Raw genomic sequence first — 23,075 nt, 5'->3', positions numbered from 1 at the left:
TCACGTGATGACGCAGGCGATACTCGGGAAGAGGGTTGCCGATCCGTCCGTCGTGATCGACCTCGGCTACGGTCGGGTCACCTCGTCGAGGACACCGGGTGCGGTGCTTGCCGACGTCGGTCAGATCCTCGATGCGGTCGACTCACCCACCGTGCGTACGGCTTCCGGAACCATGCCCGTCCGTCAGGCATGGCGGATGGTGTTTCACCAACTCGGACCTGCGATCGGCGGAGTGGACTCGGCTGCGCCCCTGATCGTCGGGCATCCGAGTACGTGGGGTCCGCGCCGTGCGTCGGTGCTGTCGGAGGTCGGTGTCTATGGCCGTGCGGTATCTCTCGTGCCGCGAGCGATTCTGATCGCGCGAAGTCACTGCGACCCAGCCGTCCTCAGGTGCGCGGTGGTCGAGACCACGCACGTGCCGCGCCCGATCGTCGACCCGGCCCGGCCGCCGAAGCCGGCCTGGGATGTGGCGATCCTGCGGCGCGCAAGCTCCGGATGGATGGTCGAGCGCAATGCGGTGCTCGACCCTGCCGATGGGCAGGCCGGCGTGATGTCGATCATCGACGACACGGTCGAGGCCGTGTTCGTCGATGGTGCCGACCCGGCCGATGTGGATGCCGCGGTCGAAGTCGTCACCGCGCATGCCGTTGCGGGGCGAGTGGTACCGGCCGAGCCTCGCCTGGTGCTGCGCTACGGCGCACGGACGGGAGTGACCGCTCGTCCACACTCCGATGCGGCCGAGCCGGTGCTCGCTGTCCCGGCACGATCGACCCGCCCCCGCACGGCGATCCTCGTCGCGGCTGCGGTGGTTGCGATGCTCGCCGCGGCAGGTGTGGTGGCGGTGGGTATGGCGTCGCACCGCGAGCAGACGCGGGCGGTGGAACCCGAGTCGGTGGTCGTCGGTCGCACCACCCTGACGGTGCCCGGAGGTTGGCGCCAGACCGCGCAACCCACCCCGAGCGGCACACGCGCCGACCCGTCCACGTCGCGGACCTTGTTCGTGTCGGCCGAGGACGGGCGGCGGATCCTCCTCATCCAGACGCGCGTACGGAGCGATTCGACGCTGTCCTCGGTGGCGACCAGCCTGGGCAACCGGATGCGGCAGCGCGGCGACGACGTGGTCACCGAGTTCTCCCCGTCGACGCGATTCGCCGGACGCGACGTCATCAGCTACCGCGAGGAGCCCGCGTCGGGAAGCGCGATCCGTTGGTATGTCATCGTCGACGACGGGCTGCAGGTGTCCATCGGCTGTCAGCCGGGTAACGCGGCCGAACCCGTCGACACCGAATGCGAGCAAGCGGTGCGGACCGCGGTGATCGCGCCGCGGTGAGAAGAACGCATCACTCGAACGGGCAGTGCTGTCCGTCGGTGAACCCAGTCCGCGCCCTGAGGGACGTCACGCGGCCGTCGGTGTCAAAAACCGCAGCAACGTAGCGTCCCGTGCTGGGCTCGAGGAAGAAATCTGCGGTCCCGTCGACCGACGACGTACGGCAGGTGCCCCTGGGGTAGCCGGCGTACGCCTGTCTGACGTCTGCGCGTGACGAACCGAGTTGCACGCCCTTGTCGGTGGCGAACCAGTCGAAGGCTGCGATCGTGCCATCGGGGTCAGCCCTGACCTGAGCGCTGTACTGATTGGAGTTCTGCGGGCGGAAGAAGAACAGTTGGGTTCCGGGTGGGTAGAGGCCCTGAGTGACCACCGTCTTGCTGACGTAGGTGTTCGGAATCTTCGACGACGGATCGCCGATGTACACCCCGCCTGCACCGCCGAAGGTCAGCAGGCTGGTGGGGCTCAGTGTCACCGAATCGTTCGTCGGCTCAGCGCGGCTCCCTTGGCAGATGTCCACCACGAAGTCCGAGGTGGCCAGTCCCGCGCGTGACGACGCGCGGCGCACCGAGCGGTATGTCCAGACGTCGTTGCACCAGCCGAGATCCGTGGCGAGCAACCAATCCGGAGTCTTCGGCTCGTCCGGCCCGTTCTGTTGACTGCTCCCTACGCCGATCGCTTCCGGCCCGCCCCACGACTCCCACACGATGTCGCTGATGGTGCTCGACGCGGTCGATGCGAACGAGATGCCGTTCGGTCTCTCTGTGCCGAAGCCAACCGCGTACTGCTCGTAGTTCGCCCGGCCCAGCACGGGAGGAGTCGCCGGCGCCTTGCTCGGCAGGCAGTGGCACAGCACCACCGACCGGACGGTACCGTCCGCGATCGCGTCGGCCCCGGAATAGCCGATCTGGTAAGCGGTTCCGGCCGCCTCGTCTGCGACAAAGACTGCCGTGTGGTCGCTGTCGGAGCGAGGTTGCCCGTACAGCTCGACCGCCCGCGACCCCGCGCTGCCGGCTGTCACACCGTCGATCGTGACGCCCGACGCGCCAGGCGGATTCCCGGGCGCGATCTCGACCAGCGTCCCACTCGCGTCGAACACGTAGGTGCAGTTCTCCCACACGATGATCGTGCGGTCGCCGTCTCGGGTGCCGGTGCGCGGGAAGCCCGGCACCTTGCCGGCGACGGTGTCGATTGAGTCGCCGATCGTGGCCTGTCCCTGGCCGTTGGGCGACAACCTCGACCGTGCGGCCTGCGCGTTCTGCGCGGCTGCCAGACGCGCAGTCATTTGTGCGGCGTTGTCGGCGGTCAGGAATACTCCGCCGCCCTGTTGGGCCACACACTGCAGCGACGGTGCGTCGGTCTTGAATCCGACGGCGCTGATCGTGACGTTCGGATGTTGCGTGCGAATGGCTTGGGCGGTCGCGCACGGATCGGGCTGACAGTTGGACTCGCCGTCGGACACCAGGACCATTGACGATGCGGTGTCGGGCAGCAACTTCGCCGCCTCGGTGAGGGCATCGCCGATTGGCGTGAAGCCCTGCGGGGTGAGTGCGCCCAGGGCGGCGTCGACCGACGACGGTTCGACCTTGCCCATCGGGACCACGACCCGCACGTCCCGGCAGCCCTGAGCTTGCGTGGTCGTCTTCGCCGACTGCTGCGAGCCGAACACGACGACGCCCGCCTCGGTCCCCGGCGGCAGCGAACCGACGAGAGCCTTGACCGCCGCGCGTGCGGCGGTCCACCGCGGACCTGGCGCGTCCTCTATCAGCATCGACTCCGACGCATCGACCACGACGACTGTCGGTACCGCGGCCGGCGCCACCACGTCGCCCGACTCGGGCGAGCTCTCGCCATCGATCGACGAGCACGCGCTGAACACCAGCGTCGCCAAAACGAAGGGGACCAACCATCGCCAGGTTGTCGACATGCGCGAAGTCTAGGAATCCGTTGACCGGGACGCAGCGCGATGCGGCCGATACAACTGTTCGGACGAAGATCCGTCAGCCGCCCCGACTTGCTGCTAGTGGCGTCGAGCCATTCCGCTCCCTGAGGCGCCGCCCTGAGGAGCGAGCATGCGAGCGTCTCGAAGGGTGCCCGAGGCGCTGGCCGAGGGCCTCGAAGGGCAAGCAACCCAACAGCATTGGCGACCACGAGAGCCTACGGCCAGGTGATGATGGTTTTGCCGGTGGTGGCGTGTCGCCAGATGACTGCGCGTCCTTCGGCCAACGTGGGTATCCAGATGTCGAGGTGTTTGAACTGGTGGCAGGGGATGCAGAGTGGGATGAGGTCGTCGGTGATCGTCCAGCCGCCGGCCATCGGGTCGGCGTGGTTGTAGGGCCGTACGTGGTCGAGTTGGCATTCGGCCACGGGTCGGCCGCAGTAGGGTCCGCGGCAGTGGTGATCAGTCAGCGCGATGGCGCGCCGCTGCGCGTCTGTTGGTTCGTAGTCCAACGCCCCGACCGGGGGTACAGGTAGCCCACCGTGTCCGGTGGGGTCGATCGGCTTCGGGTTCGGCGGGCGAGACAACACACGGATCGCGCCGGAACTGTCGCTGCTGCTGTCGAGGTGGGCGGGCACGTGGATACGCCCGGCCTTGCGGGGTCGTCCGGCGCGCAGCATCGTGATGCGCCCGTGCGGGTCGGGGTCGGTGGGATCGGTGCGATGCATGAACCGTTGGGCTTCGCGGTACATGCCGGTCCAGGTGGCGTCGGTGGCGAGTGCGCGGGCGTGGGCTGGGTCGATGACGCCGTAGCCGGGGACGAAGGGCACCATCTCCCCGGTCAGACCGGCCAGGGTGGGCGCATCGGTCACAACGACGACGGCAGCTTTGGTCGGTACCAGCGCTGTGGAGGGTTTCGCGGGCGCAGCGTCCGGCTTTGCAGCGACGTCAGCATCAATATCGATGTCGGTGACGTCGTCGGCGGGTTCGGGTTCGGGGTGAGGCTTCTGGTTCGCGCGCGCACCGCAGGTGTCTGACCCGCATTGGCACTCCAACTCGGTACGGCCGCGGGTGATGGCCACCAGCGCATCGGCACGTTGTTGACCGGGCAGGCGCGGGTCGTCGGCGCAGAGGTAGTGGTTGATCAGTCCGGTGATCCGGGATTGCAGGTAGCGGGCGTCGCCGAGTCCGAGGGTGGCTGAGATGGCGACCTGCCCGTACGGGGCTTTGGAGAAGCGGACGTCTTGGTAGCGTTCGGCGAACTCTTCCCGCACCTCGGCCGCCGCCAAGGGGTCCAGCGCGATCACCAGTTCATCCAACTTGTCCGAGAGCACCGCATTCGTCGACGCATCGGCCGCCAGGATCAGGGCGGCCTCCTCAGCAGCCGCCCGTTGCTCAGCATCCACGCCGCACACCGCGTGCGCGACCAGCGATGCCCGTGATTCGGACAGATCCCCGGCGAGGAACGCTGCCCGTACTTGCGGGAGGTCTTGCAGCAAAGCGCCGAGGGTCATCCACCGGCCGGCCGTCGCCGGGGGGACGGCGAAATGCAGGGAGACTTCGCGCAGGGCGGCTTTGTCGGGCATGCGTTTGCGATACCGGTCCGAATCGGCGGCCTGCACGCGGTCGAACACTTTGCGGCCCAGGTGGTAGGCGGCCAGGATTTTGCGGGCCATCACCTCGAACTCGATCCGGGTGAACGCCGAAGCTGCTGTGGCCAGGTCGGTTTCACCCGCGTCGGCCAGGGTGGCCTCGCTGGTGTCCCGCCCCGGTTCGAACATGTGTTCACTATCGCATGGGGGTACGACAAGAATTGTTCGGCGGAGTTCGGGGTGTGCACAACTTGTGGTCGCTGACATGAACGGCTCACCAGTGGTCTCGACACGACGCCTCGCCTGGCGGCTCGGAGTCGGCTCGACCAGCGTGACGGGGGCTCGGAGTCGGCTCGATCAGCGTGACCGGGCTCGGAGTCGGCTCGATCAGCGGGACCGGGCTCGGTGTCGGCTCGATCAGCGTGACCGGGCTCGGTGTCGGCTCGATCAGCGGGACCGGGCTCGGAGTCGGCTCGATCAGCGTGGGGGTGGCCGCGTTTTGACCCCGGACCTGGCGCTCCCGTACTCTGGATCGCTGGTGCGTGGCACCTGTTCACCTTGTGTGCGCAGGTAACAGCAGCTCCGGGTCCCCGCTGGTCGCCGGAATCCCTGCCGCCGATGCGCCCGACCAGTAGCAAACGACAACAAGAGTTGAGGACAACTGTGCCCACCTACACCCCGAAGGCCGGTGACATCACGCACGCGTGGCATGTCATCGACGCCACCGACGTGGTGCTCGGCCGCCTCGCCGTGCAGAGCGCGAACCTGCTCCGCGGCAAGCACAAGCCGACCTACGCGCCGCACATCGACGGCGGCGACTTCGTCGTCATCATCAACGCCGAGAAGGTTGTGCTGACCAGCAACAAGGCCGAGCGCAAGCTGAACTACACCCACTCCGGACATCCCGGTGGGCTCAAGTCCCGCACCACAGCCGAGCTCCTCGAGTCGCACCCCGAGCGGGTCGTCGAGAAGGCCATCAAGGGCATGCTGCCCTCGAACAAGCTCGGCCGTGCCATCGCTTCCAAGCTGAAGGTGTACGCCGGCCCGAACCATCCCCACGCGGCCCAGCGCCCCGTCCCCTTCGAGATCAAGCAGGTGGCCCAGTGACCAACGAGAACATCAGCGACGAGGCCGTGGAGGCCGCCGTGGAGAATGCAGCCGAGGCTCAGGCCGAAGCCGGTGACAACACCGCTGCCGCCGAGACCGCCGTCGAGCAGGCCGTGGAGAGCGTCGAGGCTGTGGAAGCCGCTTCCGACGACTACGACACCGCCGCCCCGGCCGCCGAGGTTGTGGCCGATCGCGGACCGGTCGTCATCGACCGCCCGATCCAGACCGTCGGCCGCCGCAAGGAGGCCGTCGTCCGCGTGCGTCTCATGCCCGGCACCGGTCAGTTCAGCCTCAACGGTGGACGTTCGCTCGAGCAGTACTTCCCCAACAAGGTTCACCAGCAGCTGATCAAGGCTCCGCTGGTCACCGTCGAGCGCACCGAGTCCTTCGACATCTACGCCAAGCTCGTCGGCGGCGGCCCCTCGGGCCAGGCCGGCGCGCTGCGGCTCGCGATCGCACGTGCCCTCATCGAGGTCACCCCGGAGGATCGCCCGGCACTGAAGAAGGCCGGCTTCCTCACTCGCGACCCGCGTGCGGTGGAGCGCAAGAAGTACGGCCTGAAGAAGGCCCGCAAGGCGTCGCAGTACTCCAAGCGCTGATCTTGGCACGCCTTTTCGGAACCGACGGCGTCCGGGGCCTGGCCAACGCGGAGCTCACACCCGAGCTCGCGTTGCGCCTGGCCTCGGCCGCCGCGGTCGTTTTCGAGGAAGACTCGCAAGCACCCACCACCCGCCCCCGGGCAGTGGTGGGCCGCGACCCGCGCGCATCCGGCGAGATGCTCGAGGCGGCGGTGTGCGCCGGCCTCGCCGCGACCGGCGTCGACGCCATCCGCGTGGGTGTTGTACCCACGCCTGCGGTGGCCTTCCTGACCGCGGACTACCGCGCCGACTTCGGCGTGATGATCTCCGCCTCGCACAACCCGATGCCCGACAACGGGATCAAGTTCTTCTCCGGCGGCGGACACAAGCTCGACGACGCGGTCGAGGACCGGATCGAGGCCGCCATGGCCGACGAGTTCATCCGGCCCATCGGAGCCGCGGTCGGTCGGATCGTCGACGCGCCGGATGCCGGTGAACGCTACGGCCGTCACCTCGCGGCCGCGATCAAGCAGCCGCTCGACGGGCTGACCCTCGTGGTCGACTGTGCGCACGGCGCCGCATCGACGCTGGGACCGCAGATCTACGAGGCCGCCGGCGCCACCGTCATCGCGATCCACGCCGAACCCGACGGCATCAACATCAACGAGGACTGCGGCTCCACCCACATGGACAAGCTGCAGGCCGCTGTGCTCGAACACGGCGCCGACCTCGGCCTGGCCCACGACGGTGACGCCGACCGCTGCCTCGCCGTGGACTCCACCGGCGCACTCGTCGACGGCGACGTCATCATGGCGATCCTCGCGACCGCGCTGCGCGAGCGAAACCAATTGCGCGACAACGTTCTCGTCGCCACCGTGATGAGCAACCTCGGTCTGCACATCGCGATGCGCGAGTCCGGGATCGAGTTGCGGACCACGGCGGTCGGCGACCGCTACGTGCTCGAGGAACTTCGTCGCGGCGGCTACTCCCTCGGCGGTGAGCAGTCGGGGCACATCGTGATCCCGGAGTTCGGCACCACCGGCGACGGCATCCTGACCGGCTTGCTACTTGCCGAACGCATCGCCGTCACCGGTAAGCGTCTCGCCGATCTCGCGAGTATCGTCACGGTGCTCCCGCAGGAGCTCATCAACGTCCGAGTTGGCGACAAACACGCTGTGGCGCAGTCGCAATCGGTGAAGCAGGCAGTCGTGGCCGCCGAGGTGGAACTCGGCGACACCGGACGGGTTCTGCTCCGTCCGTCGGGCACCGAACAACTCGTGCGGGTGATGGTCGAGGCGGCCAGCGCCGACGCCGCGCACTCGGTTGCGCGTCGGATCGCCGACGTCGTGGAGACCGCAGGCGGATGAGCGCTCCCCAGGCGGTCCTGTTCGACTTCTCCGGCACCCTGTTCCGGTTCGAGGCCCGCGACGACTGGTTCGACGGGCTGCACGACGAGCACGGCGACCCGCTGCACGTCGACACCCAGGCCGAACTGATCCGGAAGATGACGCAGCCGGTCGGCGTTCCCGACACCATCACCGGTGACGACCGAATCGCCTGGGAAAACCGGGATCTCGATCCCGCACAGCATCGCCGCGCCTATCTGGCGATGCTCGGACAGTCGGGTCTCACCGTTCCCGAGCACGCGGTGTCGCTGTACGAGCGGGTCCTCGATCCCGACTCGTGGGTGCCGTTCGACGACACGGTCGCCGTCCTGCAGGGGTTGTCCGCCGCCGGAATCCCGGTGGGCGTCGTCAGCAACATCGCTTTCGATCTGCGCCGGGTGCTACGCAAATACGGAGTGTTCGAACTCGTCAGCACGTACGCGCTGTCCTACGAAGTCGGTGCGATCAAACCGGATTCGGCAATTTTCGAAGCGGCACTCGACGCTATCGGCGTCGAACCGAAACACGCCCTGATGGTCGGCGACAGCGACGTCGCCGACGGTGGTTCCGTCGAACTCGGTTGCGCGTTCGCGCTCGTGCACGACGTCTCGCCGGCGCAGCGGCCGACCGCATTGCTCGATGCCGTGCGCGCGCACGGTATCGAGATCGGCTGAAGCCGCAGTCTCGCTGGTCGTGCGTTCCGCGACTCTCTTCCGCTGCCTGAGGTGCGACGAGCGCAGCGAGGAGCGTCGAAGGCCTGGTGAGCGGACATCGTTGTCTCACCAGGCCTTCGAGGCTCGTCGCTAGCGCTCCTTGCACCTCAGGCAGCGGTTGTTTGTTGCTCGTCGCACCTCAGGCAGCGGTTGTTTGTTGCTCGTCGCACCTCAGGCAGCGGTATGGGATAACCCAGCAATCGCTGAGATCAGAAGTTGCCCTTGGCCGCCCAGCCGCCGTCGACGGGGTAGATCTCGCCGGTGAGGAAATCGCCCTCGCGCATCAGGTAGGCGACCATCGACGCGATCTCCGACGGCCGGCCGAGCCGACGGACGATGTGCGCGTTGGCATTTGCCTGGCGCATCTCCTCGGTGATGTCGGCGAGGATGGGGGTGTCGATGGTGCCGGGGGCGATCGCGTTGATGAGCACGTTGTGCGGACCGTACTCGTAGGCGGCCTGCTTGGTGAGGCCGATGACGCCGCCCTTGGCGGCGGAATACGAAGCGAGATTGGGTAATCCGCGCAGCGCGGCCATCGACGAGATGTTCACGATGCGACCACCGCCGCCCTCGATCATGTTCGGGATCACCGCGCGCATACCGAGCCACACGCCCTTGAGGTCGGTGCCGACGACGTTGTCCCAGGCCTCCTCGGTGAGCCCGACCACCGAGTCCTCGCTGATCATGTTGACCACGCCCGCGACATTGGCCAGGCAATCGACCCGACCGTGCCGGTCGATGATGTCGGCCACCGACGACGCCCAGTCGTCGGCGACCCGGACGTCCAGTCGGATCGCCTCGGCGGAACCCCCGGCCTCGGCGATCTCCTTGAGGGTGACCTCGCAGTCCTGCAGGTCGGCGGCGGCGACGTGCGCGCCGTCGGCGGCGAGGCGGATGGCGGTGGCCTGTCCGATGCCCTGATGGGCTCCGGTGACGATGGCGATCTTTCCGTTGAGAGACATGTGTTCTCGATACCTTTCGTTGACTATGGGTGGTGGACGATCAGGGTTGTTCGGCGAGCAGGTCGGCAAAGCGCTCGATGGCGGCAGCGCGTCGGGTCGGGACGTGTTCGGACGGAACCTGCTGTGGGGGAGGGGAATACGCCTTCAAGTACTGGCGTGCCACGCTGTCACGATGCACCTCGTCGGGTCCGTCGTAGAGACGTGCGGCGCGAGCGGCCCGATACATGAACTCCAATGGCAGGTCGGCGCTGTAGCCGAGGGAACCGTGGACCTGGACCGCGCGATCGATGACGTCGTGCAGGATGCGGGCGCCGAAGAACTTGATGAGGGCGATGTCCTTGCGTGCGTTGGACGTACCCTCTTCGTCGATGCGCCACGCGGCGTGCAGGGTCATCAGGCGCAGGGCCTGAATCTCGGCGGCCGAATCAGCGATCCAGTTGCGGACCGTCTGCTTGTCGGCGAGCACCGAGCCATGCGCCGATCGGTAGGTTGCGCGCTCGCACATCATGTCGAAGGCACGGCAGGCTTGGCCGATCCAGCGCATGCAGTGGTGAATCCGGCCCGGCCCCAACCGGATCTGCGCCACCACGAAGCCCTCACCGCGGCCACCGAGCATCGCTTCCTGCCCGACCTTCACGTCGCGCAGGCGCACCTCACAGTGGGAGCCGTACGTGTTGTCGCGGGGACGCGGATTCTCGATCGAACCGATGTCGCGGACCACCTCGAGGCCCGGGGCGTCGATCGGGATGATGAACTGCGATGCGCGGCGGTGCCGGTCGGCGTCCGGATCGGTCACCGCCACCACGATCATGAAGTCGGCGGTGCTGGCGTTGCTGATGAACCACTTGTGGCCGTTGAGCGTCCACTGCTCACCGTCCCAGGTGGCGGTGGTGGTGAGATTGGTGGGATCGGCGCCCGCGTTGCCCGGCTCGGTCAGGGCGAAGGCCGAGTACATCTCGCCGGCCAGTAGCGGGTCGAGCCAGCGGCGACGCTGCTCGTCGGTGCCCACCGCGGCCAGGATCTCGGCGTTGCCGGAATCAGGTGCCTGACAGCCGAATACGAGCGGACCGTACGGACTCGCACCCAGGATCTCCTGCATGAGACCCAGCTTCACCTGTCCATAGCCCTGGCCGCCGAGCTCGGGGTCGAGGTGGGCAGCCCAGAGTTCTTGTGCGCGCACCTCCTCCTGCAGTGGGGCAATGGCGCGCAGCAGCGTCGGCCAGTCGAGATCGAGGACCTCGAGTGGGAAGATCTCGGCGCGGACGAAATCCCGCATCCAGTCGAGCTTCTTCTGAAATTCGGGTTCGGTGGAAAAGTCCCAGGCCATTCTGGTGTGCTCCGTTCAGTGAGAAAGAGGTTGGGGGGACGGGTTGGGTTCGATGGATCAGCCGACGATGCGGTGTGCTCGGTCGAAGAGTCCATTGGCGTAGCGGCGCAGCCGTTCTCCGACGTCACGACCGGCTGCACCGGCACACGATCGGGCGTAGGTGCCCTCGAGGATCATGCCGATCTTGAAGCACGCCAGGACGGTGTACCAGTCGATCGCGCTGAGGTCGCGGTCGGACTGCGCGGCATACCGCTCGAGCATCGAGGCTCGGCTGGGCAGGTCGCCGGTGGCGCCGAGGGCGCTCTCGTAGAGATCGGACTCGCCGTCGTACTCCGGCCAGATCGCCGACAGCATGCCGACATCGAGCAACGGATCGCCGATGGTGGCCATCTCCCAGTCGACGATCGCGGCCACCTCGGGGCGTTCCATCGCGTACATGACGTTGGCGATGTGGTAGTCGCCGTGCAGGATTCCGGGCCGGCTGGCACCGGGCCGGTTGTCGTCGAGCCACGACGCCAGCTTCCCGACGTCGCCGAACTCCGGTCCTGGGTACCCGGGAGTGTCTGCATAGCGGTCGAATTCGCCGAGCCAGCGCGGGACCTGGCGCTCGAGGAAGCCGTCCGGCCGGCCGAAATCGTCAAGGCCGACATCAGTGTGGTCGACGGCGGCGAGTGCGGCGAGGGCATCGACGAGCGCGAAGCCCATCACGCGACGCCCCGCGGGTGCCGCGGCATACGCGGCCGGCAGGTGCGTCGCCGCGTTGAACCCGTCCACCGGCTCCATCAGATAGAACACCGCGCCGAGGATCTCCTCGTCGGTGCTGCCGGCGATGAATCGAGCGTGCGGCACCGCGGTGTCGGCCAGGGCGGCCAACAGGCGCATCTCGCGTGAAATGGCCGAGTTCGACCCGGGCCTCAGATGCAGCGGGCCGCGCCGCAACACGAACTCGGTGTCACCGCGGGAGAACCGGACCATGATGTTCTGCGTGCCCCCGCCGATGGGGGCCGGATCAGTGATCGCGCCGTCCGGTAAGCCCTCACGCTCCATCCAGTCGCTCAGCGCGGCGAGATCGACGCCGGCGATCGCTTCGCTGGTGGGGGTCGTGGGCATGTCTCCACGCTATGAGCGCACGCCATTGAGTGGAACCGTCGAGTTGAGGTGGCGTTGTGGAGAACTACAAACCGAACCGACGTCACTCACCCGAAAGTTCGAGCACCTGAAAGGCCATCTTCGCCGACAACAGGCTGTCGAGACTGGTCGGATCCTGTCGACAGATCTCTCGGATCCGGCCGAGCCGATAGCGAATCGTGTTCTCGTGCACGTCCAATGCCTGGGCAGTGGCCTGCACCTTGCCGTCGGCTGCGACAAACGCGCGCCACGTCGCCAGCAGGGTGCCGTCGTCATGATCGCGCACGGCCGCGACGTAGGAGTGCGCGAAGTGCAGCGCTTCCTTGACGTGTCCACTGCTGACGACGACGCGGAAGAGTCCCAGGTCGTCGAGGCTGACCACGCGGGTGCCCCAGTCGAATGAGCGTGCGATGGAACCGATGTCGCGCAGTTCGCGATGGGCGTGGGGGAAGTCGGTGGGCACCCGGCAGACACCGGAGATGACGGTTGTGCCGAGCGACAATTGGCCGGCGAGACGATCGGCGATCGTCGAAACGTCGGTGCGGATCGCGTCCACGTCGGGATTGTCGTGGGAGAGGCGCACCATCACGATCACCGCGCCCGGCAGCCGCACTGCGGGTGGCGCGGGGATCGACATCACCGCCGAGAAGGTGCGGGTGACCAGCGACTGAATCGCCGACGCCGACATCTGACCCTGCGCGTCGTCGACCGTGAAGCGCACCAGCACATGCGGATTGGTGAGGTCGATGCCGAACTGCGGACCGCGTCGAACCAGATGTTCCTTGTCTCGGCCGCTGCGCAGGAGGTCGGAGAGGTAGTCGTCGCGGGCCTGACCCTCGGTCTCGATCTGCCGGCGTTCGGAGAGCATCTGCAGCGCGAGCACGGTCGCGCCGCGTTCGGCGATGTTGGCGTCGATCGATTCCAGGCTGCGACCGACCTCGACGATCCCGAGGAAGCCACTCGGTTTGCCCTCGATGACCATGCGGCACATGAGATGCCGACGACCCAAACCCACGGCGAGCTGGGCGGGGACCACGGCCGACGGGGTGTTCACACTCAGCTCGGCGAGCGTCGCCCGTACCGACGCGGTGTTGCGGACCTTGGCGCTGATGATCGGTGGCGCATCCATTCTCAGCGCTTCCGGTGCCGCCCAGGCGAGTACGTCGAAGTCGTTGTTGTAGAGCACCACGGGTTTTGCCGACAGTTCGCTGAGCAGGCCGACGACGCGCCCGATGTTGGCGCCCTCGAGGACCGCGTTGGTCAGCCGTTTGTGGACGTCGGCGAGATAGGCGAGAGTCGAGTTGTTGCGGGCGATCTCGGCAGCCTGGCGCCGAAGCCGGGTGTTGAGCATGGCCTGGCTGATGAACAGCGCCGACAGTCGCGCGAACAACGTCGCGAGCTCGATGTCGTCTGCGGTGAACTCGTGATCGCGGCCGCGGCTGTCGACGAAGATCACGCCGATGACCTCGTCGTCGAACACGAGCGGAACACCGAGCATGGCGCGGACATCCCAGTGCGCCATGGTCCGGTGATGGGGCCGCGGATCGTTGAGGGCGTCGCGGATCACCACCGGCTGGCGGGTGGTGATGACCTCCTGGCTGAAGCGGTCGCCGTCGAACCCGGATTCCTGGCGTTTGACCGCCTGGGTGATGTCACCGGCCTCCTGGCAATAGCCGGCGGCGCCGCGATACCGACCGTTGCCGTGGCGCAGGTAGACCGAGCACCGCGTCACCCCGAGCAGGGCGCACAGCCGTCGGCCCACCAGGGTCAGCAGGTCCTCGAGTTTCGCGTCGGTGATCGCCTCGGTGGTGACCTGGGCGAACGCCGCGATGACCTCGCGCTCCCGGCTGACCAGGGTCGACGGGGGATCAGCGGAGACGGTCATCCTCACCTCGAACGTGAAACGGTGTGCTGCTGATCACACTAGCAGCGGTTTTCAGGCACCGGTGACGGCCTGCGCCTCGAGTACGTGCCCCATGCGTTCCTGTTTGGTCCGCAGGTAGCGCACGTTGTGCGGTGTCGTGACGGTGGGTAGCCCGACGCGTCCCACGATCTCGAGGTCGAAACCGTCGAGCCCGCCGTACTTCGCGGGGTTGTTGGTGATCAGACGCAATCGACGGGCTCCGAGATCGGCGAGAATGGCGGCCCCGACGCCGTAGCTGCGGGAGTCCACCGGCAGGCCCAGCGCGGTGTTGGCGTCGACGGTGTCGAGCCCCTGCTCCTGCAGCGCGTAGGCACGGATCTTGTGTGCGAGCCCGATCCCGCGACCCTCGTGTCCGCGCAGGTAGACCACCGCGCCGCAGCCTTCTTCGGCGATCGCGGCGAGGGCCTGCTCGAGCTGTGACCCGCAGTCGCAGCGCAGGGATCCGAGGATGTCACCGGTGAGGCATTCGCTGTGGACCCGCACCAGGGCTCCGCGGTCGGTGTGGCTGGCTGCGGCGAGGTCGCCCATCACCAACGCGAGGTGCTCGGTGCCGTCGAGTTCGCTGCGGTAGGCGACGGCCCGGAAGTCGCCGAATACCGTCGGCATGGTGGCCGAGGCGACCTGATGCACCAGCGATGTCGATGTACTGCGGTGATGGACCAGGTCGGCGATCCGCAGGACCGGGAGGTCGTGCGCCGCGGCGAAGGCGAGCAGGTCGTCGCCGCACCGCATGGTGCCGTCGTCGGCGACGATCTCACCGATCACGCCGACGTCTCCGACACCGGCCATCGTGACCAGGTCGACGGCCGCCTCGGTGTGGCCGGCGCGGGTGAGGACGCCGCCCTCGCGAGCACGGAGCGGGAAGACGTGACCGGGGCGCCGCAGGTCGGCCGGGCGGGTGGTGGGGTCGGCGAGCGCACGCACGGTGGCCGCCCGATCGGCCGCCGACACTCCGGTACCGGTGTCGACGTGGTCGACGGTGATGGTGAATGCGGTGCCGTGCGCGTCGGTGTTGTGGGTGACCATCTGCGGCAGGTCGAGTGCACGCGCTCGTTCGTCGGTCATGGGTGCGCAGATGATCCCGGTGGTGTGACGCACCATGAACGCCATCGCCTCGTCGGTGACCAACGACGCCGCACCGATCAGGTCGCCCTCGTTCTCGCGGTCGGCGTCGTCGATGACGACGGCGAGACCACCCGCGGCGATGGCTGCGACGGCGTGCGACACGGCCTCGGCGGGCCCGATGGCGGCGGTCATGACGCGATCTCCAGCGCGCGATGTGTACCGAAGATCCGCGCGTGATAGGTCAGCGGGTCGGCGGACGTGTGCCCGGTGGCGACGACATTGCCGAGGGCGATGACGTGATCGCCACCATCGACCAGGGATTCGGATGTGCAGGCGAGCCAGCCCGACGACCCGGTGAGCCGCGGTAGGCCCGCGTCTGCGGTCCAGTCGACGCCGTCGAACTTGTCGGCGCCCTTGCGGGCGAACTGCAGTGCGACGTCGGCCTGCTGGTGGGCCAGGACATTGACGCCGAACGTGCCTGTCTCGCGGATGATTGCGAGCAGATCGGAGCCGCGGTCCAGGGATACGAGCACCATCGGCGGAGTCATCGACAGTGAGGTGAACGCACTCACCGTGGTGCCGTGCGGTCGTTCGCCGTCGAATGCGGTGACGACGGCGACGGGGGTGCAGACCCGCGACATCACCTCACGGAACTCGGGTACGACGCCATCGGCGATTGGATCGCTCACTGTGAACTCCTGGAAGATCTGTGGGTTGGGGGGCCGTGGCGCCGGCGCGGATGGGCGGCACCGGCGCCACGGTTGCCTGGTGGGCGGTCGGGCGTTACACGCCGACCGGTGTTTTGGCGGTCATCTTGTGCACTTCGGGAACGACCTTCTCGCCGAACAACTTCAGGCTCTTCTCGGCCTCGGCGAGTGGGAGTCCGCCGAAGGAGAACGCCGCGTTGGGCAGGAAGTCGCCGATCAACTCGTGCCGGTGGGCGTACTTCTCGACGATCTGCTCGGGCGTGCCGTAGACGTTGGCCTCCACATACGCGTCGGCCGCAGCTTCCATGCCCGCCTCACGGATCATGTCGGCGCCTGCCTGATAGGTCTCGTAGCCCGGTGTCTCGCGCCAGTGCTTGCCGGCGAAGTCGTAGTGCTTGATCACCGACAGGAAGTACCGGTTGATGTGCTCGTAGGCGAGGCGTCGGGCTTCTTCCTCGTCCTCGTGGCAGATCACGAAGTCCTGGATGACCGGCGGGCCGGGTTCGGTGCCCTGGGCATCGCGGAACAGTTGCTTCCAGCCGTTGATCTGCTCGGCATGCTTCTCGAACGGGAACTGCATGAAGGTCATCATCTGCACGCCCATGTCGGCCACGATCGGCACCGAATCCGGCGACATGGCGGCGGCGAAAAGCCTTCCGTCCCAACTGGTCGTCGGGTTGGGACGCGGGCGGACCTCGACCTCGACCTGCGGGAAGTTCGGTCCCTCACTGGAGACGAGACCGGTGCGGATGCCGCGCATCACGACGTCGGCGCCCTCGTTGAAGCGCGAGCGTGCGTCCTCCATGGGGATGCCGAAGGTCTCGTACTCCATCTTGGCCAGTCCGCGGCCCATGCCGAGAAGCACACGGCCACCCGACATCTGGTCGAGCATGACGGCCTTCTCGACCACCCGCAGCGGATCGTTCCACGGCAGGATGACCGCGCCGAGGCCCAGCTTCACCCGTGAGGTGCGGCCGGCGAGATACGACAGGATCGCGAAGTTGTCGGGGCACATCGAGTAGTCGTCGAAGTGGTGCTCGGCCGACCAGACCGAATCGAATCCGACCTTCTCGGCGAGCACGCCGAGTTCGAGGTCGTGGCGGAAGACCTCTTCGTCGCTGATGTTCTCGTGATAGTTCTGGAAGACCAGAAGAATGCCGACGTCCATGTGGGGCTCCTTGAGGGTTGAGAGGTGAATGTGATTGGGGGAGTTGTGGTCAGGGTGCGAGGAAGACGGCGCGGGTGTGCTCGGTGTCGAGGAACTCCTTGACCGTCTCGATCTTGCCGTCGCGTACCACGAAGACGAAGTGGTAGAGGTTGTTGTAGACGCGACCGTTGGTCATCTCCGAATACGACTCGGTCTCGACCGCGACGCGCTCGCCTTCGGCGGTGAACGCCAACGGGGTGAGCCGGATGGCACCGGTGGTGGTGGCGGTGGACAAGCTCGACAGCATCTCGCCGAACGCCTGCTTGTCCTTGGTGCCGGAGATCCCGTCGATGGTGCCGCCCACCCACCAGGTCGCGGTGGGGGACAGGTAGGAGAGAATTCCCTCCACATCGCCTGTCGAGAACACCTCCATGAAATCGGCGACGAGCTCCTTGTTCTGCTGCTCGAGACTGACGTTCGCGGTACTGGTTGCCACCGGTTACTCCTTCTGTGGTGTCAGCGAGTGCTGAATTCGTTTGCAGTACAGACGCTATGGAAAAGTGTGGTCTGCGTCACCGGCCGAGTTGGGAGCTGTTGTGGGTTGCCACAACAGGCCTCAGCGCGCACCACCGCTGAAGGAGTTCAGCAGACCGCCGTCGACCGGCACGGTGGCGCCGTACATGTAGGTGGCACCTGCGACATCGACGATGACCTGCGCGATCTCCTCGGGTTTTCCGGTTCGGCCGGCCGGGATGGACGACACGATGCGGGCGCGTGCCCGTTCGGACAGACCCGACGTCATGTCGGTATCCACAAAACCCGGCACGACGAGATTGACCCGGATGTTGCGCGGGGCCAGTTCCGCGGCGAGAACCTGCGTCATGCCGGACAATCCGGCCTTCGCGGATCCGTAGGCCACGTCGCCGGGGAAGCCGCGCAGGCCTACGACTGCACCGACATTGACGATGGCGGAGCCGGATTCGAGAAGCGGGACGGCCGCTCGGGACATCTCGAAAGCGCCGGTGAGATTGGTGGCCAGCACCAGATCCCAGGATTCGCGGGTGAGGTCGTCGATCCGGCCGCCGCGGTGGACGCCGGCGACATTGATCAGCGCGTGCGCGGAACCGTATTCCTCGGCAACGGTTTTCATCGCGCGCCCGACCGAGTCGGAGTCGGTGACGTCGGTCTTGATCTCCATCACCCGCTGCGGATGGGTGAAGGGCGAGGTGGCCACCCCTCTCGCGAGCGAGATGACGTGATCACCCTGTGCGGTCACCCGTTCCACCACCGCGCGGCCGATTCCGCGGGACCCGCCGGTGACGATCCAGACCAGGGGCCGGGTGTTTGCCGGTTGCGTGCTCATGCTTTCAGGAACTCCTGCAGCTCGGTGAGATAGCGGTCGCGGTCCTGCAGGAACGGCGCATGTCCGCAGCCCTCAAAGGTGACGAGCCGTGCGTTCACGGCCAACTCGACGGCGGCCTGCGCGCCGGAGTACGGGACAAAGGCGTCGTCGGTGCCGTGCAGCGACAGGATAGGGGCGGTGATCGCGGCGAGCTCCTTGCGGAGGTCGATGCGCGCGAGGTCGCGCAGGGAGTTGTCGCCGAGGGGTCCCATCTCCATGAACATGCCCCAGATCCAGTTCAGGACATCGTCACTCGGTGGTTCGGAGAACACGGCCTGTGCCACACCGCGGAAGGTGTCGGCCCGATTGGCAGCAGCACTGGCGAGGACCTGCTCGACGTCGTCGACGGTGCCGCCGTGCGGCCAGTCGTCGGTCGCGGTGTAGCGCGGCGACGCGCCGCCGGTGAGGACGAGTCCACCTGCGCGGTCGCCGAGTTTCGCGACGGCAGCAGTCGCCACGGCACCTCCGAACGACCATCCGTTGATCACCGGCGCTTGAAGCGACAGGTGGTCGACCACGGCAACCACGTCGGCGGCGTCGCTGTCGATCGAGACGTCGTCGAAGTCCTTGTCGGACTTACCGCATGCCCGCAGATCGATGAGCACGACCTCGTGGCCGGCGGCGCGCAGTGCCGGCGCGACGGTGTCCCAGCATCGGGTGTTGGCGCCCCAGCCGTGCAACAGGACCACTGCGCGGCCAGTGCCGGTGTGGTGTTCGAAATAGATGCGGCGGTCGTTCTCAACGGCGAGATAGCTCATGGTGTTCTCCTTCTTGATGGGATTCGAGGTCGAGCAGTTCGGCGGTGGACAGATCGTCAAAGATACTGTTGCCGTGCGATTTAGGGGTATGGTCCCGCAGGCTTCGGGGCAGGAGCGCGGGTGCGTCGGCGAAGACGGGCATGACGTGTTCGGCGAGGAGTTCCATCGACTCGACGACGTGCTCGTGGGCCATGCCGCCGAACTTCATCCAGCAGATCAGGTGATCGAGTCCGGTCTCTTCACGCAGGATCTCGATCTCGCGAACGAGTCCGGCCGGGTCACCGAGGTAGCAGACGCCGCCCTCGCGGAGGCCGTCGAGACTCATCGCTCCCTCGCCGGCGCTGGCGGCGAGTTCGGCGTACCGCTCGTAGCCGACGGCGTCGGAGCCCTGGGGGATCGCCGACATGACGGTGTCGAAATACCAGCGCAACGGCTCGCGAGCACGTTCGACGGCGGTCTGCTCGTCGCGTGCCAGGTGGATCTGCCAGTTCATCGGGAAGTCGATGGCGGTGGGTTCACATCCGTGGTCGAGCAGGGCGCGTTTGGTGCGAACCACAAAGCCGTTGAGTTCGGGCAGCGTCATCAGGGTGGGGGTGACGAGGAGGTTGTGTCCGTCGTCGGCGAGCAGATCGAAGGTCTCCGGCGAGATCGACGCGATGTAGATGGGAGGTGCAGGACGCTGGAGGACGCCGGGGCGGCAGTCGGCCTCGACGATCTGAAAGTGCTTGCCGATGAACGTGTACGGTTCCCCGACCGGTTTGGTCCACAGGCCGCTGATGATCTGCAGCGCCTCGGCGAACACCTCCCGGCTGACGTCGCGACGATCCTGCGCGCCCATGGCCCGGAACTCGTGTGGCTGATAGCCGCGTCCGACTCCGAGGTCGAGGCGGCCGCCCGAGAGCACGTCGACCATCGCGTAGTCCTCGGCGATGCGCACCGGCCAGTTGAAGGTCAGGTTGCTGACCGCGATGCCGATGCGCATGCGTTCGGTGCGCTCGGCGATGGCTGCGGCGGCGATCTGCGGCGACGGCATGGACCCGTAGTCGCTGCCATGGTGTTCGGCGAGCCACACCTCGTGAAAGCCCAGTTCCTCCGCGATCTCGACCTGCGCAAGCATCTCGTCGTAGGCCCGGCGGAAATCGCGGTCGGGGGTCTCGAGCACGTAGAACACGCTGAACTTCATGCCCGATCCCTTCCGTTCTCGATGTGATACCTGACACGTTAGGAATCGGCGGCCGCCACCGGTACCGGCTCCGCTGCGCCGTTTGTGGGTTCCCACAAAGGTGGGTCGGCCGACACCCGCTCACGGAGGGTGCGCTTGTCGAGTTTCCCGACGCTCGTGCGGGGCAATGCGTCGACGACGACGATGTGGTCGGGAATCCACCACCGGGGCAGCCGTTCGCGAAGGTCGGCGTACAGAGCCTCGATGTCGGATGGGGCGTCCCCGGCGCCGACGACGAAGGCGACGGGCCGCTCCTGCCAGCGAGGATGCGTCATCGCCACCACGGCGGCCTCGGCGACCGCCGGATGGGCGAGCAACTGTTCCTCCAATGCGACCGAGCTGATCCACTCACCGCCGCTCTTGATCAGGTCCTTCGCCCGGTCGACGATCTCGAGGTAGCCGCGGGAGTCGATGGTGCCGATGTCGCCCGTCCGCAACCAGCCGTCGACGAAGCGATCCGGGTGCGGGTCGCCGAAGTACTCGGTGGCGACCCAGGGCCCGCGGATGAGGACCTCGCCACGGCTGACGCCGTCGTGCGGGGCGTCGGACCCGTCGTCGGCGAGCAGGCGCCACCGCAGTCCGGGCAGTAGGCGCCCCTGTTTACGGATGTAGTCGGCGCGCGCCGCGGAGTCGTCGTCGGCGACCGAGGCGGGCGGTCGAGAGAAGGTGGCCATCGGGGAGATCTCCGTCATTCCCCAGCCCTGGAAGGCCGGCACGCCCAGTCGTTCCTCGATGTCGCGGATCAGCCCGGTGCTCGGTGTCGAGCCGCCGAGTACGAGTGCTCGCAGTGAGGTGAGGTCGATGTGCTCACGAATGGCATGGGCGACGAGGTCGACCGCGACGGTCGGCACCATGCCGGTGTAGGTGACCTGGTGTCTTTCGATGATGGCAGCGATGGCGGCGGGAGCGGGATGCGGACCCGGCAGAACCTGATCGGCGCCGGACATCAACGCCGCGAACGGAACTCCCCAGGCGTTGGCGTGGAACATCGGCACCACGAGCAGCACGCGATCACGCTCGCTGATCGCGTGACCGTCGGCCAGACAAGCGGCAAAGGTGTGGAGGTACAACGATTTGTGGCGATATCCAACGCCTTTCGGCGATCCGGTGGTGCCGGAGGTGTAGCAGAGCGCGGCCAGGTCGTCGTCGCGGCGGGGAACCGGCTGCGTCAGAGGTGGGTTCGTGGCGATCAGGTCCTCGTACTCGCCGTCATCAAGGGAGACCACGGGCATGTCCGGACGGCGCCGTCGCGCCTCCGACAGCAGGTGCTCCAGCGAAGGATCGGCAAAGACGAGCGTGTCGTCGGCGTGGTCGACGATGTAGGCGATCTCGTCGGCCTCGAGGCGGATGTTGATCGTGTGGAGGACCGCGCCGGCGAGCGGGATCGCGAGGTAGAGCTCCAAGTGCCGGTGGTGATTCCAGGCCAGGGTGCCCACCCGGTCGCCCGGGCGGACACCACGTGCGACGAGGGCGGCGGCCAACCGCAGAACCCGGTCGGAGTAGGTGCGGTAGTCATAGCGCATCGTCTCGACACCGTCGACGTGGTCGATGATGAGCTTGTCGCCGAACATCTCTCGCGCCCGAAAGAGAAAGTCGGTGATCACCAGTGGCGCGGCGTCGGTCATGCGAGCACCTCGGCCGGCTCGGGATCGGCGAGCCGGGCGCGAACGCGTGGGATGACCTCGGTGGCAAGGAGTTCGACGCGCGCACTACCGGATTCCACCGACTCACCGGGCAACTGCGCCCAGAAATGGACGTCGACGATCTCCGGTGTGGCACGCAGCAATTCGCTGATCTCGGAGACCGCGGTGTCGGCATCCCACAACGTGTACGACCCGGCCTCGACGAGTTGTGCGGGATCGGTGAACTGGGGGATGGGACCGAACGCACCCATCTCGATGTATTGGTTGATCTGGTAGAGCGCATGCTTGCCGATGCGGGCCCACTCCCGCTCCGGATCGTCGGCGATGATCGCCCACTGGCCCGCGTAGATCCGGGCCTCGGAACGAGGCTTGCCGAGCTTGTCGACCGCCGCGAGATACGACGCGTGGTGTGCGTTCTGGGTGCTCAGGAACCCGTCGCCGATGCGTGCCGCGCGCTCGATGGCGGGATCGGCCATCGCACCCACCAGCAGCGCCGGGACGGATTCCGGCGTCGGCGTCACCGGCAGAGCAGGTTTGCTCAGGCGGCGGCCCGCAAACGGCTCATCCGATCCCGACCAGCAGTTCCGGATGATGTCGACGCCCTCTTCGAGGAGGCTCGGTCGATTACGCAGGCTGCGACCGAAGGCGGCGAACTCCGGCTCCCAATAGCCCTGCCCGACGCCGAGGTCGAACCGGCCGCCGGTCAGTAGCGACAGCGTGGCGGCGTCCTCGGCCAACCGGATCGGGTTGTGCAGGGGCGACACGATCAGATTGGTGCCGATCCGCAGTCGGCTGGTGCGCTCGCCGATCGCCCCGGCGATGACGAACGGCGAGGGCGTGTAGCCGTCGGCCATGAAGTGGTGCTCGGTCAGCCACACCGAATCGATTCCCAGCGATTCGGCCCACACCATCTGGTCGAGCGCCTCTCGATACAGGGTGGAGAAGCTTCTCGGTGGGGTGCCGTTGGTGTCGCCGGCCGGATTGCGGAAGTCGTACCAGAGTCCGAAGTGTGTGCTCATGCCACGACTGTGGCCGCGATCACAGGGGGAAGGAAAGGTCCGGGTGCCCTGCGGCTTGTCGGAAAACCCAAATCCGGGAGAGAATGCCCGTGACCGGAACCACAATCGGGGCGTCTGCGTCCAAGTCTTTGGA

General features: G+C 67.1%; 21 protein-coding genes. 6 read left to right on the top strand and 15 right to left on the bottom strand.

Going from position 1 to position 23,075, the window contains the following annotated elements:
* Positions 1-7: 7 nt before the first annotated feature.
* Positions 8-1,330 carry a type VII secretion-associated protein gene (locus ACWDTF_RS03030; RefSeq protein WP_449753933.1) on the top strand — a complete coding sequence of 441 codons (1,323 nt, stop codon included), beginning with the start codon at positions 8-10 and terminating at the stop codon, positions 1,328-1,330.
* A 10-nt stretch (positions 1,331-1,340) separates the two neighbouring features.
* On the opposite strand, the gene ACWDTF_RS03025 is transcribed toward ACWDTF_RS03030, so the two are convergent.
* Complete coding sequence (locus ACWDTF_RS03025; RefSeq protein WP_240856626.1) at positions 1,341-3,251, bottom strand: vWA domain-containing protein; 1,911 nt, start codon at positions 3,249-3,251, stop codon at positions 1,341-1,343.
* 230 nt (positions 3,252-3,481) lie between these two features.
* Positions 3,482-5,044 (bottom strand): HNH endonuclease signature motif containing protein, encoded by a 1,563-nt coding sequence (locus tag ACWDTF_RS03020; RefSeq protein ID WP_355273797.1) that lies wholly within the window; start codon positions 5,042-5,044, stop codon positions 3,482-3,484.
* Positions 5,045-5,217: 173 nt separating this feature from the next.
* Between ACWDTF_RS03020 and ACWDTF_RS03015 the strand changes: the two genes are divergently transcribed.
* The 5 genes from ACWDTF_RS03015 (at position 5,218) to ACWDTF_RS02995 (ending at position 8,599) form a co-directional block, all read left to right on the top strand.
* Positions 5,218-5,358 (top strand): hypothetical protein, encoded by a 141-nt coding sequence (locus ACWDTF_RS03015; RefSeq protein WP_449753932.1) that lies wholly within the window; start codon positions 5,218-5,220, stop codon positions 5,356-5,358.
* A 160-nt stretch (positions 5,359-5,518) separates the two neighbouring features.
* Complete coding sequence (gene rplM, locus ACWDTF_RS03010) at positions 5,519-5,962, top strand: 50S ribosomal protein L13 (RefSeq protein ID WP_240856628.1); 444 nt, start codon at positions 5,519-5,521, stop codon at positions 5,960-5,962.
* Positions 5,959-6,561 (top strand): 30S ribosomal protein S9, encoded by a 603-nt coding sequence (gene rpsI, locus ACWDTF_RS03005; protein WP_240856629.1) that lies wholly within the window; start codon positions 5,959-5,961, stop codon positions 6,559-6,561. The genes rplM and rpsI overlap by 4 nt, the downstream gene beginning before the upstream one ends.
* A gap of 2 nt (positions 6,562-6,563) precedes the next feature.
* Positions 6,564-7,907 carry a phosphoglucosamine mutase gene (glmM, locus tag ACWDTF_RS03000; RefSeq protein ID WP_240856630.1) on the top strand — a complete coding sequence of 448 codons (1,344 nt, stop codon included), beginning with the start codon at positions 6,564-6,566 and terminating at the stop codon, positions 7,905-7,907.
* On the top strand, positions 7,904-8,599 hold the full coding sequence (locus tag ACWDTF_RS02995; protein ID WP_240856631.1) for an HAD family hydrolase: 696 nt from the start codon (positions 7,904-7,906) through the stop codon (positions 8,597-8,599). The genes glmM and ACWDTF_RS02995 overlap by 4 nt, the downstream gene beginning before the upstream one ends.
* A 248-nt stretch (positions 8,600-8,847) precedes the next feature.
* On the opposite strand, the gene ACWDTF_RS02990 is transcribed toward ACWDTF_RS02995, so the two are convergent.
* From ACWDTF_RS02990 to ACWDTF_RS02930, 13 genes are all read right to left on the bottom strand, one after another.
* Positions 8,848-9,600 (bottom strand): SDR family NAD(P)-dependent oxidoreductase, encoded by a 753-nt coding sequence (locus ACWDTF_RS02990; RefSeq protein WP_240856632.1) that lies wholly within the window; start codon positions 9,598-9,600, stop codon positions 8,848-8,850.
* Between the two features lie 40 nt (positions 9,601-9,640).
* Complete coding sequence (locus ACWDTF_RS02985) at positions 9,641-10,927, bottom strand: acyl-CoA dehydrogenase family protein (RefSeq protein ID WP_240856633.1); 1,287 nt, start codon at positions 10,925-10,927, stop codon at positions 9,641-9,643.
* 57 nt (positions 10,928-10,984) lie between these two features.
* Positions 10,985-12,037 (bottom strand): phosphotransferase family protein, encoded by a 1,053-nt coding sequence (locus ACWDTF_RS02980; protein ID WP_449753931.1) that lies wholly within the window; start codon positions 12,035-12,037, stop codon positions 10,985-10,987.
* Between the two features lie 82 nt (positions 12,038-12,119).
* Positions 12,120-13,940 (bottom strand): helix-turn-helix domain-containing protein, encoded by a 1,821-nt coding sequence (locus tag ACWDTF_RS02975; protein ID WP_240856635.1) that lies wholly within the window; start codon positions 13,938-13,940, stop codon positions 12,120-12,122.
* A gap of 51 nt (positions 13,941-13,991) precedes the next feature.
* Positions 13,992-15,236 (bottom strand): bifunctional 3,4-dihydroxy-2-butanone-4-phosphate synthase/GTP cyclohydrolase II, encoded by a 1,245-nt coding sequence (locus ACWDTF_RS02970; RefSeq protein ID WP_240856636.1) that lies wholly within the window; start codon positions 15,234-15,236, stop codon positions 13,992-13,994.
* On the bottom strand, positions 15,233-15,685 hold the full coding sequence (locus tag ACWDTF_RS02965) for a flavin reductase family protein (protein WP_276614663.1): 453 nt from the start codon (positions 15,683-15,685) through the stop codon (positions 15,233-15,235). The genes ACWDTF_RS02970 and ACWDTF_RS02965 overlap by 4 nt, the downstream gene beginning before the upstream one ends.
* Before the next feature lie 142 nt (positions 15,686-15,827).
* Positions 15,828-16,919: an LLM class flavin-dependent oxidoreductase gene (locus tag ACWDTF_RS02960; protein WP_240856638.1), complete on the bottom strand. Its 1,092-nt coding sequence runs from the start codon at positions 16,917-16,919 to the stop codon at positions 15,828-15,830.
* A 49-nt stretch (positions 16,920-16,968) separates the two neighbouring features.
* On the bottom strand, positions 16,969-17,394 hold the full coding sequence (locus ACWDTF_RS02955; RefSeq protein ID WP_240856639.1) for a nuclear transport factor 2 family protein: 426 nt from the start codon (positions 17,392-17,394) through the stop codon (positions 16,969-16,971).
* Positions 17,395-17,514: 120 nt separating this feature from the next.
* Entirely contained in the window at positions 17,515-18,261 is a 747-nt protein-coding gene (locus tag ACWDTF_RS02950) for an SDR family oxidoreductase (RefSeq protein WP_240856640.1), read from the bottom strand.
* Positions 18,258-19,058, bottom strand: a complete 801-nt coding sequence (locus ACWDTF_RS02945; protein WP_240856641.1) for an alpha/beta fold hydrolase — start codon at positions 19,056-19,058, stop codon at positions 18,258-18,260. The genes ACWDTF_RS02950 and ACWDTF_RS02945 overlap by 4 nt, the downstream gene beginning before the upstream one ends.
* Positions 19,039-20,241, bottom strand: coding sequence for an LLM class flavin-dependent oxidoreductase (locus ACWDTF_RS02940; RefSeq protein WP_240856642.1), 1,203 nt, complete (start codon positions 20,239-20,241; stop codon positions 19,039-19,041). The genes ACWDTF_RS02945 and ACWDTF_RS02940 overlap by 20 nt, the downstream gene beginning before the upstream one ends.
* A 38-nt stretch (positions 20,242-20,279) precedes the next feature.
* Entirely contained in the window at positions 20,280-21,905 is a 1,626-nt protein-coding gene (locus ACWDTF_RS02935; RefSeq protein ID WP_449753930.1) for a long-chain-fatty-acid--CoA ligase, read from the bottom strand.
* Positions 21,902-22,942 (bottom strand): LLM class flavin-dependent oxidoreductase, encoded by a 1,041-nt coding sequence (locus ACWDTF_RS02930; RefSeq protein ID WP_449753929.1) that lies wholly within the window; start codon positions 22,940-22,942, stop codon positions 21,902-21,904. The genes ACWDTF_RS02935 and ACWDTF_RS02930 overlap by 4 nt, the downstream gene beginning before the upstream one ends.
* Positions 22,943-23,075 lie beyond the last annotated feature (133 nt).

Source organism: Gordonia sp. NPDC003422 (assembly GCF_053588675.1).
Note: the sequence above shows the minus strand (reverse complement) of the source record. Positions and strands in the feature narration are given on the sequence as shown.